12 protein-coding genes are annotated in these 12,397 nt (G+C 66.5%); 11 read left to right on the top strand and 1 reads right to left on the bottom strand.

Translation table 11 applies throughout. The annotated features are described in order from the left end of the window. Window positions 1-236: 236 nt before the first annotated feature. The 11 genes from obgE (at window position 237) to B2W55_RS18925 (ending at window position 11,060) form a co-directional block, all read left to right on the top strand. Window positions 237-1,286: a GTPase ObgE gene (gene obgE / locus B2W55_RS18975; protein ID WP_024583283.1), complete on the top strand. Its 1,050-nt coding sequence runs from the start codon at window positions 237-239 to the stop codon at window positions 1,284-1,286. Window positions 1,287-1,354: 68 nt separating this feature from the next. Beyond that, window positions 1,355-2,497 (top strand): glutamate 5-kinase, encoded by a 1,143-nt coding sequence (proB, locus tag B2W55_RS18970; protein WP_024583282.1) that lies wholly within the window; start codon window positions 1,355-1,357, stop codon window positions 2,495-2,497. A gap of 163 nt (window positions 2,498-2,660) precedes the next feature. Then, window positions 2,661-3,953 (top strand): glutamate-5-semialdehyde dehydrogenase, encoded by a 1,293-nt coding sequence (locus B2W55_RS18965; protein ID WP_024583281.1) that lies wholly within the window; start codon window positions 2,661-2,663, stop codon window positions 3,951-3,953. A 45-nt stretch (window positions 3,954-3,998) separates the two neighbouring features. Next, on the top strand, window positions 3,999-4,622 hold the full coding sequence (locus tag B2W55_RS18960; protein WP_024583280.1) for a nicotinate-nucleotide adenylyltransferase: 624 nt from the start codon (window positions 3,999-4,001) through the stop codon (window positions 4,620-4,622). A gap of 187 nt (window positions 4,623-4,809) precedes the next feature. After that, complete coding sequence (gene rsfS, locus B2W55_RS18955) at window positions 4,810-5,193, top strand: ribosome silencing factor (protein ID WP_043855162.1); 384 nt, start codon at window positions 4,810-4,812, stop codon at window positions 5,191-5,193. Window positions 5,194-5,321: 128 nt separating this feature from the next. Continuing rightward, window positions 5,322-5,804 (top strand): 23S rRNA (pseudouridine(1915)-N(3))-methyltransferase RlmH, encoded by a 483-nt coding sequence (gene rlmH, locus B2W55_RS18950; RefSeq protein ID WP_024583278.1) that lies wholly within the window; start codon window positions 5,322-5,324, stop codon window positions 5,802-5,804. A gap of 37 nt (window positions 5,805-5,841) precedes the next feature. Continuing rightward, window positions 5,842-7,218, top strand: a complete 1,377-nt coding sequence (locus B2W55_RS18945) for a murein hydrolase activator EnvC family protein (protein ID WP_024583277.1) — start codon at window positions 5,842-5,844, stop codon at window positions 7,216-7,218. Further along, entirely contained in the window at window positions 7,215-8,600 is a 1,386-nt protein-coding gene (locus B2W55_RS18940; protein WP_024583276.1) for a S41 family peptidase, read from the top strand. Before B2W55_RS18945 ends, B2W55_RS18940 begins: the two co-directional genes overlap by 4 nt. A 147-nt stretch (window positions 8,601-8,747) precedes the next feature. Further along, window positions 8,748-9,953: a divergent polysaccharide deacetylase family protein gene (locus B2W55_RS18935; RefSeq protein WP_024583275.1), complete on the top strand. Its 1,206-nt coding sequence runs from the start codon at window positions 8,748-8,750 to the stop codon at window positions 9,951-9,953. Between the two features lie 81 nt (window positions 9,954-10,034). After that, window positions 10,035-10,538, top strand: coding sequence for an RNA pyrophosphohydrolase (locus B2W55_RS18930; protein ID WP_024583274.1), 504 nt, complete (start codon window positions 10,035-10,037; stop codon window positions 10,536-10,538). Between the two features lie 21 nt (window positions 10,539-10,559). Further along, window positions 10,560-11,060, top strand: coding sequence for an RNA pyrophosphohydrolase (locus B2W55_RS18925; RefSeq protein ID WP_024583273.1), 501 nt, complete (start codon window positions 10,560-10,562; stop codon window positions 11,058-11,060). On the opposite strand, the gene B2W55_RS18920 is transcribed toward B2W55_RS18925, so the two are convergent. Beyond that, complete coding sequence (locus tag B2W55_RS18920; RefSeq protein WP_024583272.1) at window positions 11,018-12,001, bottom strand: helix-turn-helix transcriptional regulator; 984 nt, start codon at window positions 11,999-12,001, stop codon at window positions 11,018-11,020. The two genes, B2W55_RS18925 and B2W55_RS18920, sit on opposite strands and share 43 nt — an antisense overlap. Window positions 12,002-12,397 lie beyond the last annotated feature (396 nt).

Raw genomic sequence — 12,397 nt, 5'->3', positions numbered from 1 at the left:
AGCAAATCGGGTGAGGGGTTCCGGTCTATCGAGAGAGCAAGAGCCCTCACCCGGCGCTTCGCGCCGACCTCTCCCCGACGGGGAGAGGTGGACCGAGACCGCACCAAGCCGATTCAACGAAAACTCATCCCGCATTCGCGAGGGTCGTAAAAAGGCCCGAAAATTAAGGCTTTTCGCCGAGGCCGGGACGCTTGCGGGTTGCCGCAGGGACCGGCCTGCCTTAGTTAGTACGGATCATGAAATTCCTCGATGAAGCCAAAGTCTATATTCGCTCGGGCGACGGCGGCAATGGCTGCGTCGCGTTCCGGCGCGAGAAGTTCATCGAGTTCGGCGGGCCCTCCGGCGGCAATGGCGGCCGCGGCGGCGACGTCATCATCGAGTCCGTCGACGGGCTGAACACGCTGATCGACTACCGCTACCAGCAGCACTTCAAGGCCCAGAAGGGCACCAATGGCATGGGCAAGGACCGCCATGGCGCCAACGGTAAGCCGATCGTGCTGAAGGTACCGGTCGGCACCCAGGTGTTCGACGAGGATCGCGAGACGCTGCTGTACGACTTCACCGAGCTCGGCGAAAAATTCGTGCTGGCGACCGGCGGCAATGGCGGCTTCGGCAACGCGCATTTCAAATCGTCCACCAACCGCGCGCCGCGCAATGCCAATCCTGGCGCGCCGGGCGAGGAACGCTGGATCTGGCTGCGGCTGAAGCTGATCGCCGATGCCGGCCTGGTCGGCCTGCCCAATGCCGGCAAGTCGACCTTCCTCTCGGTGGTCAGCGCGGCACGGCCGAAGATCGCCGACTATCCCTTCACCACGCTGCACCCGCAGCTTGGCGTCGTGAATTATGGCGGCCGCGAATTCGTGCTCGCCGACATTCCGGGCCTGATCGAAGGCGCGCATGAAGGCGCCGGCCTCGGCGATCGTTTTCTGGGCCATGTCGAGCGCTGCCGCGTGCTGCTGCATCTGATCGATGCGACCTGCGAGCATGCCGGCAAGGCCTACAAGACGGTGCGCACCGAGCTCGAGGCCTATGAGGGCCAGCTCGCCGACAAGATCGAGATCGTCGCGCTCAACAAGATCGACGCGGTCGCACCCGACGAGTTGAAGAAGCAGAAGGACCGTCTCAAGCGGGCGGCGAAGAAGACGCCGCTGCTGCTGTCCGGCGCCACCGGCGAGGGCGTGCAGGACGCGCTGCGCGCGCTGGTCGAGGTGATCGGCGAGGCGCCGGTGTCCAACAAGGCCAAGGGCCAGGCGGAGCCGTGGGCGACGCCGGTGCCGCAGGGCTGAGCGGCAACCAGACCTCCGATGCCACCTCGTGGCGCCTCCTGCTTCCACCTTCCTGCCAGACCGAACCCATGAAACGCCCCGCGCTCAAGAACTTTCGCCGCATCGTCGTCAAGGTCGGCTCGTCGCTGCTGGTCGATTCGCAGGCCGGCGAGCTGCGGGCGTCCTGGCTCGCCGCGCTGGTCGACGACATCGCCAAGCTCCACAAGCGGGGCTGCGAGGTCATGGTGGTATCGTCGGGCTCGATCGCGCTCGGCCGCAGCCGCCTGAAGCTGCCGCGTGGACCGCTGAAGCTGGAAGAGAGCCAGGCGGCCGCGGCGGTCGGCCAGATCGCGCTGGCGCGGATCTGGTCGGAAGTGCTCGGCCATCACGGCATCGGCGCCGGGCAGATCCTGGTGACATTGCAGGACACCGAGGAACGCCGCCGTTATCTCAACGCGCGCTCGACCATCGCGAAGCTGTTGGAATGGGGCGCGGTGCCCGTGATCAACGAGAACGACACGGTCGCCACCACCGAAATCCGCTACGGCGACAATGATCGCCTCGCCGCCCGCGTCGCCACCATGGCGAGCGCCGATCTCTTGATCCTGCTGTCCGATATCGACGGCCTCTACACCGCGCCACCCGCGCTCGATCCCGACGCCAAGCTGATCCCGGTGGTCGAGAGCATCACCTCGGAGATCGAGGGCATGGCGGGCTCGGCCGGCTCCGAACTGTCGCGCGGCGGCATGACCACCAAGATCGAGGCCGCCAAGATCGCGACCACCGCCGGCACCCATATGCTGATCGCTTCCGGCAAGATCGAACATCCGTTGCAGGCGATCGCCGATGGCGGCCGCTGCACCTGGTTCCTGACCCCGGCCAATCCGGTCACGGCGCGCAAGCGCTGGATCGCCGGCTCGCTGGAGCCCAAGGGCACGCTGACCATCGATGCCGGCGCGGTGGCCGCGCTGCGCGCCGGCAAGAGCCTGCTGCCGGCCGGGGTCGTCAGGGTCGACGGCCAGTTCGCCCGCGGCGACGCCGTGGTGGTGCGCGGCCCCGACACCGACGAGATCGGTCGCGGCCTGGTCGCCTACGACGCCGAGAACGCCGAGAAGATCAAGGGCCGCTCCACCCCGGACGTGATGGCGATTCTGGGCATTAGCGGCCGGTCGGAGATGATCCATCGCGACGACCTGGTGATCGGCCCGGCCGGGACCATCCCGCCCAAATAGGCCCGCCCTGGGCCGCGGACGCAGCGCGCCGCCCACCAGCCATGCCGGTTCCGCGCCTCGCCAAGCCCCCAATTGCCATGCTAGAACATGGCCTTAGAGCATGATCCGGAAAAGTGGGCACCGGTTTTCCGAAAGATCATGCTCAAACGAAAGCTGGATATCCATGAGCGCCCCCCTGAAGGCGATCGACGGCAACGCCGATCTCGCCGCCCTGATGACCGACCTCGCCGCCAAGGCGCGCGCGGCCGCGCGCGTGCTGGCGCTGGCGCCGCCGGAGCAGAAGAACCGGGCGCTTCTCGCGATCGAACGCGCGATCCGCGCCAACGCACCGGCGATCCTCGCCGCCAATGCCGAGGACGTCGCCGAGGCGCGCGCCGGCGGCATGACCTCTGCCTTCGTCGACCGCCTGACCCTGACGCAGGCACGCGTCGACGGCATGGCCGATGGTGTTGCGACGGTGCGCGAGATCGTCGATCCCGTTGGCGCCGTCACCGAAAGCTGGCAGCGCCCGAACGGCATGACCATCGAGCGCGTCCGCGTGCCGCTCGGCGTGATCGGCGTGATCTTCGAGAGCCGTCCCAACGTCGCCGCCGACGCCGGCGTGCTGTGTCTGAAGTCCGGCAACGCCGTGATCCTGCGCGGCGGCTCCGACAGCTTCCGCTCCTGCCGCGCGATCCATCAATGCCTGGTGCAGGGCCTGCGTGAAGCCGGCCTGCCGGAAGCCGCGATCACGCTGGTGCCGACCCGCGACCGCGCGGCCGTCGGCCTGATGCTGACCGGACTGAACGGTGGCATCGACGTGATCGTGCCGCGCGGCGGCAAGAGCCTGGTCGCGCGCGTCGAGGCCGAGGCGCGCGTTCCGGTGTTCGCGCATCTGGAGGGCGTCAACCACATCTATGTCGATGCCAGTGCGAAGCTCGACATGGCCAAGTCGGTCGTGTTGAACGCCAAGATGCGCCGTCCTGGCGTTTGCGGCGCCGTCGAAACCCTGTTGATCGATCGCGACGCTGCTGCGACGAAGCTGAAGCCGCTGGTCGAATTGTTGATCGACGCCGGTTGCGAGGTGCGCGGTGACGCCACCGTGCAAGGCGCCGATGCCAGGGTGAAGCCCGCCTCCGACGAGGACTGGACCACCGAATACGAGGACGCGATCATCTCGGCGAAGATCGTCGACGGGCTCGATGAGGCGATTGCGCACATCCAGAATCACGGATCGCATCACACCGATGCGATCGTGACCGAGGATGCCGCTGCCGCGCAGCGCTTCCTCAACGAGGTCGATTCGGCGATCGTGCTGCACAATGCCTCGACCCAGTTCGCCGATGGCGGCGAGTTCGGCTTCGGCGCCGAGATCGGCATTGCCACCGGCAAATTCCACGCCCGCGGTCCGGTCGGTGCCGAGCAGCTGACCAGCTTCAAGTACCGCGTCCACGGCAGCGGGCAGACACGGCCGTGATCATGATCATCCGCGCACGGTAGACCCTTGCAGCAAGCCGCCCCCGTGCCGTTGTCCGCAGCCCAGGCGCTGCCGTTCTACACCAACGGCATGCGCATCGGGCTGCTCGGCGGCTCGTTCAATCCGCCGCACGCCGCGCATCGCGCCATCAGCCTGTTCGCGCTCAAGCGCCTGCAACTCGACCGCGTGTGGTGGCTGCTGACGCCGGGCAATCCGCTGAAGAACCATGACGGCCTGCACGCGCTCGCCGAACGCGCCGAAGCCGCGCGCCGCGTCGCCGACGATCCCCGCATCGACATCTCCTGTCTCGAAGCTGTCATTGGCGTCAGCTACACTGTCGACACGATCATCCACTTGCGCCGCCGGGTGTCCGGCGTGCACTTCGTCTGGATCATGGGCGCTGACAACCTCGCGCAATTCCATCGCTGGAAAGACTGGCGGCGCATCGCCTCAGATGTGCCGATTGCCGTGATCGACCGACCGCCCCAGAGCTTCCGCGCCCTTGCCGCACCGGCGGCGCAGGCGCTTTCGCGCTATCGCATGCCGGAAAACCAGGCGACACGGCTGGCCGACCAACGGGCGCCGGCCTGGGTTTTCCTGACAGGAATGAAATCCAATCTGTCGTCGACCGGACTGCGGAACCCGGACGGGAGCTGGAGGACGGCGTGAAGCGCAAAAGGGTTACTGGAATATTGAAACCATTAACCCCACATGCGTAATATGGTCCGTGGGTGCCGAGGATTCGGCCCCCGCGATACAGTGAAAGGAATGGTCCCTGGCCACATCTGTATTGTCCAAGTCTGTTTTACCCAAGGCTCCAAAGACTGCGCGTAAAACATCGACGAAAACCGCGGCCTTGCAGGCGCAACCGGACGCTGCCGAACTGAACGGTGCCAAACCGGATGCCAACAAGACGCTGAGCCTGATCCTCTCCCGCCTCGAGGACATGAAGGCGGAAGAGACGGTCACCATCGACCTTCGCGGCAAATCCGCATATTCCGACTACATGGTCATCACCACCGGCCGGGTGAACCGGCACGTTGGCGCGATCGCGGATAATGTGACGAAGGGCCTCAAGGAAAACGGGGTCAAGAGCATCCACGTCGAGGGTCTAACCAACTGCGACTGGGTGTTGATCGATTCCGGCGATGTGGTCGTGCACGTGTTCAGGCCTGAGGTGCGCGAGTTCTACAATCTCGAACGGTTGTGGACTCAGAACCCGGCGGTCGCGGCGGTCTAGGTCGTATCGAGGCCGATGCGAATCGGCAGCAGCGCATGTAACTTGCGCGCGCCCTGAGGCGCGCCAGTCATGGACTTGACGCGTTTTCTGCGGCAAACCGGATTCCACTTTGCCGGAAAAACGCGTGTATGCGCCTCGTCGTCATCTGCATCGGCCGCCTGAAACAGGGCCCTGAACGGGAGCTCGCCGACCGTTATCGCGAGCGCTTCGAGGATATCGGCCGCAAGCTCGGATTTCGCGGCCTCGAGATTCATGAGATTGCGGAGAGCCGCGCGCGCGACGCTGCGACCCGGATCGCCGAAGAGGCCGCCGCCATCTCGGCATTGCTGCCCGACAAGCACGCGCTGGTCGCGCTCGACGAACGCGGCAAGAGCGTCGACAGCGCAGGCTTCGCGCAGCAACTCGGCCGCTGGCGCGACGAGGGGTTGGCGCAGACGGTGTTCGTGATCGGTGGCGCGGACGGACTTTCGCCCGAATTGCAGCGCAAGGCATCGTTGCGTATTGCATTCGGCTCCGCGACCTGGCCGCATCAAATGGTCCGCGTCATGCTTCTGGAACAGATCTATAGGGCCGCCACCATTTTGGCCGGCCACCCCTATCACCGCGTGTGACGCGGTGACGGACAGACAAAAGCGCTGAACAGCTCGGATGCAGCACAAGCGGGACCAGCTTTTCGATCTTCGCGCCACGCGGCGACGCTGGCTGTCCGCATTGTCGCCGCTGTCGATTGCGCTCCTCGTCGCTTCGGCACACGCGCAGGCCCCATCACCCACGCCGCAGCCGGCGCAACAGGCCGCCACGACCGCGACCTCCCCCGACGACGCCATCAAGCAACGCGAGCAGGAGCTCGAGGCCGCGCGCGAGCAGCAGCGCAAGGCGACCGAGTTGCAGGAGAAGCTGAAGGCCGACATCGCCGCGATCGGCCAGGACCGCAGCAAGCTCAACCAGCAACTGATCGACATTGCCGGCCAGGTGCGCAGCGTCGAGACCCGGATCGCCGATGCCGAGGCGCGGCTGCAACCGCTCGACGGCCGCGAACGCGAGATCCGCGCCTCGCTGGATTCGCGCCGCGCCGACGTGATCGAAGTGCTGGCGGCGCTACAACGCGCCGGCCGGCGCACGCCGCCGGCGCTGCTGGTGCGGCCGGAGGATGCGCTGCAATCGCTGCGCACCGCGATGCTGCTCGGCGCCGTGGTGCCGGAGTTGCGCAGCCGCGCGGAGAAGCTCGCGGCCGACCTCGGCGAACTGGTCGCGCTGCGCAAGACCATCTCGGCCGAACGCGACGCGCTGGGGCAAGACCGCGACAAGCTCAAGGAAGACCAGACCCGGCTCGCGGCGCTGGTCGACGAGCGGCAGCGGCAGCAGAGCGCGGCCGAAAAGGACATGGCGGCGGAAGGCGCCCGCGCCATCGCGCTGTCGAAGCAGGCCGATGACCTCCAGGGCCTGATCGCCAAGATGGAGCAGGATCTGAAGAGCGCGGCCAAGGCCGCCGCCACCGCCAGCCTCCAGGGGGCGCCCGCGACGGTTAACGGCAAGCCCAATCTGGGGGCCTTGAAGGACCCGGCCCGACTTGCCCCGGCGGTTGCCTTCGCCTCGGCCAAGGGCCTGTTCTCCTATCCCGTGAACGGCACCAAGATTCGCGAATTTGGCGGTTCCGACGGCGCGGGAGGCGTACAAAAGGGCATTTCTTTGGCGGCCAAACCGGGCGCGCAGGTCACAACCCCGTGTGACGGCTGGGTTGTTTACGCTGGTCCTTTCCGCAGCTATGGACAACTCTTGATCCTCAATGCCGGGGGCGGGTATCATGTCCTGATCGCCGGGATGGAGCGTATTTCGGTAAACATCGGCCAGTTTGTACTCACGGGGGAGCCGGTTGCGACGATGGGATCGACATCCCAGGTTGCATCCATTCTCGCGACCAATGCGAGCCAGCCCGTGCTCTATGTCGAGTTCCGGAAAGACGGCACTCCAATCGATCCAGGTCCATGGTGGGCCGCAAATGAAGGCGAAAAGGTTCGCGGATGATGCGCAAGACTTCGGTAGTTCTCCTGAGCGCCGCCACCGGCGCAGCCCTGACGCTTTTCATCACGCAGCCCCGCGCTGTGCTGATGGGCTCGAGCGCGCGGGCCGCGACGTCCGACACCTATCGCCAGCTCAATCTGTTCGGTGACGTGTTCGAGCGCGTGCGCAGCGACTATGTCGAGAAGCCCGACGACTCCAAGCTGGTCGAATCCGCGATCTCCGGCATGCTGTCCGGCCTCGACCCGCATTCGAGCTACATGGATGCCAAGAGCTTCCGCGACATGCAGGTGCAGACCCGCGGCGAGTTCGGCGGCCTCGGCATCGAGGTCACGATGGAAGACGGCCTGATCAAGGTGGTCTCGCCGATCGACGACACCCCGGCCTCGAAGGCCGGCATCATGGCCAACGACATCATCACCACGCTCGACGACGAAGCCGTGCAGGGCCTGACGCTGAACCAGGCCGTCGAGAAGATGCGCGGCCCGGTCAACACCAAGATCAAGCTCAAGATCATCCGCAAGGGCCAGGACAATCCGATCGACGTCACGCTGGTGCGCGACAACATCCGCGTCCGTTCGGTGCGCGCGCGCGTCGAGGCCGACGACATCGCCTATATCCGAATCACCACCTTCAACGAGCAGACCACCGAAGGCCTGAAGAAGGAGATCGCCAATCTTCAGGGCCAGATCGGCGACAAGCTGAAGGGCTATATCATCGACCTCAGGAACAACCCGGGCGGCCTGCTCGAAGAGGCGGTGACCGTGTCCGACGCCTTCCTCGAGCGCGGCGAGATCGTTTCGACCCGCGGCCGCAACGCCGAGGAAACCCAGCGCCGCGCCGCCCATCCGGGCGACCTGACCAAGGGCAAGCCGGTGATCGTGCTGATCAACGGCGGCTCGGCATCGGCCTCCGAAATCGTCGCCGGCGCGTTGCAGGACCACAAGCGCGCGACGCTGGTCGGCACCCGCTCGTTCGGCAAGGGTTCGGTGCAGACCATCATCCCGCTCGGCTCGGGCAATGGCGCGCTGCGCCTGACCACCGCGCGCTATTACACGCCGTCGGGCAAGTCGATCCAGGCCAAGGGCATCGTGCCGGATATCGAGGTGTTGCAGGACGTGCCGGAAGAGCTGAAGGCGCGCACCGACACCAAGGGCGAAGCTTCGCTGCGCGGCCATCTGAAGAACGACGGCGACGAGAAGACCGGCTCGCAGTCCTACGTTCCGCCGGACGCCAAGGACGACAAGGCGCTGAAGATGGCGGACGACCTGCTGCACGGCATCAAGTCGACCTCGAACGCAACGCCGGCGCCGGCCACTCCGGCCGCTGACAAAGCGCCCGGCGACAAGGCCGCCGCCGACAAGCCGGCCAACAAGTCGGCGAACTGATCTTCCCCATCGATCTGGCGAAAAGGGCGGCCCCTCGGGCCGCCCTTTCTGCATTCAGCGGCCGTGCCCGTGCTTTGACGGGAAGGCCCGGCGCGCGGGAATGCACCGCGTCGTGCTATCGTTCGCGCTGTTGATTCGGGGAGGCTCATGGCAGAGGCGGCCGACGAACTGAGCACGCCGCTTGGGCAGCAGACCGCGGGCAGGACGCGCCGGCTCCGCCTGCCCTTCACGGCGATGCAGGCGCTTGCCGTACTGATGGGGCTCGTGCTGGTCGGCTTCGTCGGCGTTGCGCTGTTCAACGACAACCCGCTCGGCGGCGAACCGATCGCCCGTATCGCGCTGCGTACCCCTGCGCCGGCCGCCACCGATGACAAGCACGCCCCCGCCGCACAGGCCGAACCGGCGGCCAAATCCGTCGCCAAGGCACCCGCTGCCGGCGACGCCAAGACCGTCACCATCATCGACGGCTCCAGCGGCAAGCGCCAGGACGTGGTGATCGGCGCCGCCGATTCCGCCGACAAGACCGAAGGCGACGCGCCGCCGCTCGCGATGACCGGCATCGACCCGCGCCTGCTGGAAAAGTCGCGCTACGGCATGATCCCGGTGGTTGCCGACGGCCTGAAGCCGTTCACGGTCTATGCCGCCGAGGCCGACCGCGCCAAGGCGGCCCGGATGCCGGTGGTCGCCATCGTGGTCGGCGGCCTCGGCGTCGGCGCCGCCAAGACCACTGACGCCATCATGAAGCTGCCGCCGGCCGTGACGCTGGCCTTCACGCCCTACGGTGCCGACCCCGGCAAGCTCGCGGAACGCGCCCGGGCGCAGCGCCACGAGATCCTGCTGCAAATTCCGATGGAGCCGTTCGACTATCCGGACAACGATCCGGGGCCGCAGACCCTGCTGACCACGCTCGGCAGCGAGCAGAACCTCGACCGCTTCTATTGGCACCTGAGCCGCTTGCAGGGCTATGCCGGGATCGCCAATTTCATGGGCGCCCGGTTCGTCGCGACCGATCCGGTGATGCAACCCATCATCCGCGAAGCGGCCAAGCGGGGCCTGAGCTATTTCGACGACGGTTCCACCCCACGCAGCGTCGCGCAGACCCTGTCCGCGGGCCAGTCGCTGCCGTTCGCCAAGGCCGACTTCGCCATCGACGCGGTTCCGACGTCGGCGGAGATCGACCGCGCGCTGGTCAAGCTGGAAACGATCGCCAAGGAACGCGGCACGGCCGTGGGCGTGGCGTCCGCCCTGCCGGTCTCGATCGAGCGGCTCGGCGCCTGGCTCAAGACACTGGACTCCAAGGGCATCATGCTTGTGCCATTGACAACGGCGATGCTGAAATCAAAATCGGGCTAAAGATCAATCCGTTGGTGCAGCTTGAGACCTTGCCGGGGGGCCGGGTCCGGCGGCTCCAGAACTGTGCGAGGTAGCGGCAGCATGGCACGTTATGAAGACCTGCCCTATCGAACCTGCGTCGGCATCATGCTGCTGAATGCTGCCGGACTGGTCTTCATCGGACGCCGCGCGGGCGGCATCGAGCATGTCGACGACACCCATGTCTGGCAGATGCCGCAGGGCGGCGTCGATCCCGGCGAGGACACCTTTCAGGCCGCCCGGCGCGAGCTCTATGAGGAGACCAGCGTCAAATCGGTGGAGAAGCTCGGCGAGGTCTCGGACTGGCTGATCTATGACATCCCGCGCACCGTCGCGGGCCGCGCCTGGAAGGGCCGCTATCGCGGCCAGCGGCAAAAGTGGTTCGCGTTGCGCTTCACCGGCAGCGAGAACGAGATCAACGTCGCCAACCCCGGCGGCGGCCACAAGGCCGAGTTCATCACCTGGCGCTGGGAGCCGATGAAGAATCTGCCGGAACTGATTGTGCCGTTCAAGCGCCCGGTCTATGAGCGCGTCGTGAAGGAATTCGCCGGCCTGGCGGCGAAATAGACCTGCGACGTACCGATCGAGATGTCATCAGAGAAGCCTTATCGCCCCAACGTTGGCATCGCGCTGTTCAACGCCGACGGGCGCGTGTTGATCGGCCACCGGATCAAGGACGACGGTCCGGAGATCGTGCTGCCCGGCCTCGAATGGCAGATGCCGCAAGGCGGCATCGACGCGGGCGAGGATCCGCGCCAGGCCGTGATGCGCGAATTATGGGAAGAGACCGGGGCGGTCAGCGCCGACTATCTCGGCGAGACCGACTGGATGACCTACGAATTCCCGGCCTATGACGGGCCGGCCTCGCACCGGCTGGCGAAATTCCGTGGCCAGCGCCAGAAATGGTTTGCGCTGCGCTTCACCGGAAGCGACGCCGAGATCGATCCGTTGACGCCGCGCAACGGCCAGCCCGCGGAGTTCGATCAATGGCGCTGGGAGCGCCTCGACCGCGTCGCCGATCTCGTGGTGCCGTTCCGGCGCGAGGTCTATCGCGCGGTTGCGACCCGGTTCGCGGAATTCGCCGGCTGAATCCGCCGCGCATCGCCCGGCGTCATGCCATAGGTCGCGCGGAAGACGCGGTAGAACGTCGCGATGCTGTCGAAGCCGCACGCGAACGCGACCTCGTCGATGCCGCGCTCCTGCGCGGCATGGAGCAGCCGCCGCGCCTGCTTCAGCCGCGCCGCCGTCAAGGTCCGCGCGAACGACAGGCCGGTCGGCTCGAACAGCGCATGCAATTGCCGCAGCGAGATGCCGAGTTCGGCGGCGACCGCGGCCGGCGTCAGTGAGGCACGGTGCAGATCGCGCCGCAGGATTTCGCGCGCCGCGTGGAGATAGCCCGCATGCAGCGCGGCGCGGATTTCATCCTGGCGCGGGCGCAGGCGTCCGCGCGCGAGCAGCGCCAGGCGCACCATATGGGTGACTTCCACGGCGAACTGCCCGGCCTGCGCCGGATCGCGCGTCATGGCGCGGAACATGGCGCCGACCAGCCGGGTCAGGCTGGCATCTCGCGCCAGCGCGACCGGCGGCGCATCTTCGATCCGCGTGCCGAGCACAAGCTCGTCGGTGACCGGAATCTTGAGGCTGAAGAAATGAAAACCGTCGGTCCGTTCGGGCGTCGAGAAGAACGGCAGGTTGGAGTGGCCGAACACCAGGTCTCCGTTGCGCACGAACTGAACACGATCGCGACCGATATTGAGGTGGCCGGGGCCGCGCACCTGCCACGCGAGTTGCAGGCTGTTGCTCGGCACACGGGCGATGTCCGACGAGGTCCGGCTGACGCGATAGGACGACGCCGACATTTCGGCGAGCACCGCATCGCCCACCGGCGTCGCGGAAAAGTGCCCGCGGAAATCCGGGCGCTTGTCGCGGTCGAGCTCGATCGTGACGCCGAACAGGCTTTTGCCGCGCACGTCGCACCAGTGCTCGAAACGGTCCTGCGGGCGGAGAGCATCGGTGGAGAAAGTCAGCACGGCATCGTCCGTCATGTCCGGGGGGAAATCGCCAGGCGATTGGCCCGGCTCGTCAATGTGCCGCAGCTTGTCATATGTGCACAGGCCTTGCTGTAAACCGCATCACACCGTCCGGACCGCGCCCTTGCTTGTCATCGATCGCGCCCTGCACGTTCCCGGTATCGTTCGCGACGATCGCGGCAGCCTCGGGTTCATGAGTAGCAGCCCCTGAACCCGGAATGTGCGCGGCAGAATGCCGCCAGACCTGCGCCGGCACAACAAGCAACGGCGCACGCCGAAGCGGGGCGCACATTGAATCGTTCAATGTCCCTGGGGGATGATGACTGGAAAAGTGTGAGCTATTTCACGAGGGCTGCCGGCTCACCCGGCAAAGGCGCGATCGCGGGTCGGCAACCG

The organism is Bradyrhizobium sp. UBA2491 (assembly GCF_002341725.1).
Lineage (GTDB): Bacteria > Pseudomonadota > Alphaproteobacteria > Rhizobiales > Xanthobacteraceae > Bradyrhizobium.
The sequence above is the reverse complement of the archived record's forward strand: the minus strand, read 5'-3'. Positions and strand labels throughout refer to the sequence as shown.

Bases quoted from the DNA above. Each gene is read 5' to 3' on its own strand.
- obgE (WP_024583283.1), top strand. From the start codon at position 237: ATGAAATTCCTCGATGAAGCCAAAGTCTATATTCGCTCGGGCGACGGC.
- proB (WP_024583282.1), top strand. From the start codon at position 1,355: ATGAAACGCCCCGCGCTCAAGAACTTTCGCCGCATCGTCGTCAAGGTC.
- B2W55_RS18965 (WP_024583281.1), top strand. From the start codon at position 2,661: ATGAGCGCCCCCCTGAAGGCGATCGACGGCAACGCCGATCTCGCCGCC.
- rlmH (WP_024583278.1), top strand. From the start codon at position 5,322: ATGCGCCTCGTCGTCATCTGCATCGGCCGCCTGAAACAGGGCCCTGAA.
- B2W55_RS18945 (WP_024583277.1), top strand. From the start codon at position 5,842: ATGCAGCACAAGCGGGACCAGCTTTTCGATCTTCGCGCCACGCGGCGA.
- B2W55_RS18940 (WP_024583276.1), top strand. From the start codon at position 7,215: ATGATGCGCAAGACTTCGGTAGTTCTCCTGAGCGCCGCCACCGGCGCA.
- B2W55_RS18935 (WP_024583275.1), top strand. From the start codon at position 8,748: ATGGCAGAGGCGGCCGACGAACTGAGCACGCCGCTTGGGCAGCAGACC.
- B2W55_RS18930 (WP_024583274.1), top strand. From the start codon at position 10,035: ATGGCACGTTATGAAGACCTGCCCTATCGAACCTGCGTCGGCATCATG.
- B2W55_RS18925 (WP_024583273.1), top strand. From the start codon at position 10,560: ATGTCATCAGAGAAGCCTTATCGCCCCAACGTTGGCATCGCGCTGTTC.